The 3,136-nt window shown below is 69.2% G+C and carries 4 protein-coding genes; 3 read left to right on the top strand and 1 reads right to left on the bottom strand.

Annotated features, from left to right (window positions below):
* Together AU194_RS28795 and AU194_RS28790 are read left to right on the top strand one after the other, a co-directional pair.
* The coding region (locus AU194_RS28795; protein ID WP_197417773.1) for an MBL fold metallo-hydrolase at window positions 1-213 on the top strand (213 nt) is incomplete at its 5' end.
* A 101-nt stretch (window positions 214-314) separates the two neighbouring features.
* On the top strand, window positions 315-1,136 hold the full coding sequence (locus AU194_RS28790; protein ID WP_059092667.1) for an SDR family NAD(P)-dependent oxidoreductase: 822 nt from the start codon (window positions 315-317) through the stop codon (window positions 1,134-1,136).
* Window positions 1,137-1,160: 24 nt separating this feature from the next.
* Here the strand turns inward: AU194_RS28790 and AU194_RS28785 are convergent, their stop codons facing one another.
* Window positions 1,161-1,793, bottom strand: coding sequence for a sensor domain-containing protein (locus AU194_RS28785; RefSeq protein ID WP_059092666.1), 633 nt, complete (start codon window positions 1,791-1,793; stop codon window positions 1,161-1,163).
* A 52-nt stretch (window positions 1,794-1,845) separates the two neighbouring features.
* Here AU194_RS28785 and AU194_RS28780 point away from each other — a divergent pair, with 52 nt between their 5' ends.
* Entirely contained in the window at window positions 1,846-2,856 is a 1,011-nt protein-coding gene (locus AU194_RS28780) for a methionine synthase (RefSeq protein WP_059092669.1), read from the top strand.
* The last annotated feature ends 280 nt before the right edge of the window (window positions 2,857-3,136 follow it).

Raw genomic sequence — 3,136 nt, 5'->3', positions numbered from 1 at the left:
TTGGCGGCGGTCTTCTCCGGGGACACCCTGTTCTCCGGCGGGCCCGGCGCCACCGGCCGCTCGTTCTCCGACTTCCCCACCATCCTGGAGTCGATCTCCGGACGCCTGGGCAACCTGCCCGCCGACACCGTCGTCTACACCGGCCACGGCGACACCACCACCATCGGCGACGAGATCGTGAATTACGACGACTGGGTCGCCCGCGGCCACTGACTCGTCTGGTCTGGTCCGGTGGCAGGGGACACCGAAGAGCCCTTGCATTGGTGATGCACCACCCGGCGGCACCGACCAGTGAGTTCGACGGAGGTATAAGGATGAACAAACCGCTCGCAGTAGTCACCGGCGCGGCCGGTGAACTCGGACAGGCGATCACGCGACGCTTCCTCCGCGAGGGGTACGCCGTCGCCGTGCTGGATCGCATGCCAGCGCTGGCCGAATCCGCCGCCGCGGCGCACACCGCGAGCACCGACGACATCCGGGGTTTCGCCGCCGATCAGACCGACTACGACGCGCTGCAGGCGGCGCTCGACGAGGTGGTGCGGTGGCGTGGCGCGCCACACGCCGTCGTCGCCAACGCCGGCTACGCGAAGTACAGCCCCATCGAATCGATGACCCCGGCGGTGTGGAACCGCCACATCGGCGTCAACCTCACCGGTACATTTCACGTCTGCCAACTCGCCGCCCAGCGCATGATCGCCGAACGCCAACCGGGATCGCTGACGCTGATCGTCTCCAGCCTGGCGCTCGCCCACAGTGACCAGATCGGCGGGTACTGCGTGAGCAAGGCCGCGCTGCTACCGCTGACTCGTACCCTCGCCGCCGAACTCGGCGTGTATGGCATCCGCGCGAATGCGGTGCTCCCGGGCGTCGTGGAAACGCAGATGACCAAACCCATGCTTGACGAACGTGGGGTACGCGCTGATCTGATTCGCCGCACCCCCGCAGGCCGCCTCGGCACACCCGAGGACATCGCCGAGTCCGTCGCGTTTCTCGCCTCGGACAAAGCCGCATGGATCTCCGGGGCCGACCTTCGTGTCGACGGCGGCCAATCCATCTACAACCAACCGCAGTGGCTCCACCAGAACCGCACCGGACCGTTCCAGCCCACCTGGGAGCCCGGCCTAGGAAGCGCTTGACGACCGCAACTCGGTTTCGCGGGGCTACCCCGGCACGTTCGCCAGGATGTTCGTCATCACGATGTCGGGCACCGACTCGGTGAACCGGCAGAACGTCACCTCGACCAGCACCGCCGACTTGAGCCGGTAGTCCCGCCCGCAGTCACCGGGCCGCGCGGACACGGCATCGGCGGACGCGGACCACTCTCCGATGTAGGCCGGTCCGTAATCGCTTGTCCCGCAATCGTCGACCAGCGCGACCACGCCGTCGAACGCCCGCCGCGCCGTCGGCGCATCTCGATACCCGGCCGCGCCCTGCGAGATCAACCCACCCTCGGGCGGGTTCTGGAACGTCGTCTTGTGGAACTCCTCGACCTCGTCGCCGAAGATCTGCGTTTCGGCGAACAGCCAGCGGCACGGCGCGGGCATCTCCTCCATCAGCGGGGCGATGTCCACCGGGATCTTGCCGTCCATGGTGGGGATGATCGTGAGGTCCTCGCCGGCCCCGGTGATCGCCTGCATCTGCGCGGTCCCGAGCAGTACGGTGTCCACGTCGACGGGGGAGCGGGAGTCGTCGTCGGGGCCGGGCACCGATCGGACCGCGGTCCCGCCGACCACCGTCACGCAGCCCGCGGTGAGCAGCGCCGCAGCACACGCCACCAGCGCCCGTGCGGTCATCGCCGTCCCCTTCCCGCAGACGAGCCTAGCCGCGTCGCATACCCTGCACCGAGTGAGTGTTTACGCCGCCGCGACCGGCATCGGATCCTGGCCAGGCGCTGACCCGCGGCAAGCCGCCGAAGTCGTGGTCGGCGAGCTGCACACCCTGCCTCACCTGGTGGAACTCCCGTCGCGCGGCGTCGGCGCCGACATGATCGGCCGCGCGGGCGCTCTGCTGGTCGACATCGGTATCGACATCGTGCCCCGCGGCTACCGCATCGCAGGAGGCCGCAACTCCGCTGTCCGCCGCGCCAAGAGCCTGCTCGCCGAGGATGTCGACGCCCTCGAGGAGGCCTTCGAGAAGGCGGGCCTGCGCGGCAGCGGCCGCACCGTCAAGGTGCAGGCGCCGGGCCCGATCACGCTGGCCGCCGAACTCGAACTGCCCAACGGCCACCGCGCACTCACCGACCGCGGCGCCGTCCGCGACCTCGCGGGCTCACTGGCCGAGGGGATGGCCGTCCACCGCGCCGAGGTCGCCCGCCGGCTCGACACCCCCGTTGTCGTCCAGTTCGACGAACCGCTGCTGCCCGCCGCGCTGGCGGGTCGGCTCACCGGCGTCACCAGCCTCACCCCGGTGCACCCCGTGGACGAGCCGGTCGCCATCCAGCTGTTCGACGACTGCATCGCACGGATCGGCGGAGAGGTGGCGCTGCACAGCTGTGCCGTCAACCTGCCGTGGAAACTGTTCCAGCGCAGCACCATTCACGCGGTGTCCGTGGACACCAGCACGCTCACCGCCGAGGATCTCGACGGTATCGGCGAGTTCGTCGAATCCGGACGCACCGTACTGCTCGGCGTGGTCCCGGGCACCCCACCGGCGGCACGGCCGTCGGTCGAACAGGTGGCTTCCGCGGCGGCGTCGATCACCGACCGCCTCGGCTTCCCCCGCGCCGTGCTGCGCGACCGCATCGGCGTCACCCCCGCCTGCGGGCTCGCCACCGCCACCCCCGAGTGGGCCCGCATCGCCGTCGAACTCACCCAGAAGACCGCCGACGCGTTCGCCGAGGACCCCGACAACGTCTGACTCTGCGCACAGGGCGACAAACCTCGAGTGGACGACGCCCTAGACGCAGACTCAACGGTTGATATGCGCGCGTTCCGTTCAGTTTCTGCCACGCGTCGGTCAATCACTGCCAACGGGATGGATGGCCCTGACCTGCGGGTTGAAGCAGTCAGACCGGCCAGGAAAACCCTCCAGACCGATAGAGACGCAGAAGAGGCAGAACAATGAACAAGTTCGGATTCGCCACCATCATCGCCGGCGGACTGGCCACCGGATTCCTGGCCTTCGCCGCCCCCGCCCA

It is taken from the genome of Mycobacterium sp. GA-2829 (assembly GCF_001499965.1).
GTDB lineage: Bacteria > Actinomycetota > Actinomycetes > Mycobacteriales > Mycobacteriaceae > Mycobacterium.
Note: the sequence above shows the minus strand (reverse complement) of the source record. Positions and strands in the feature narration are given on the sequence as shown.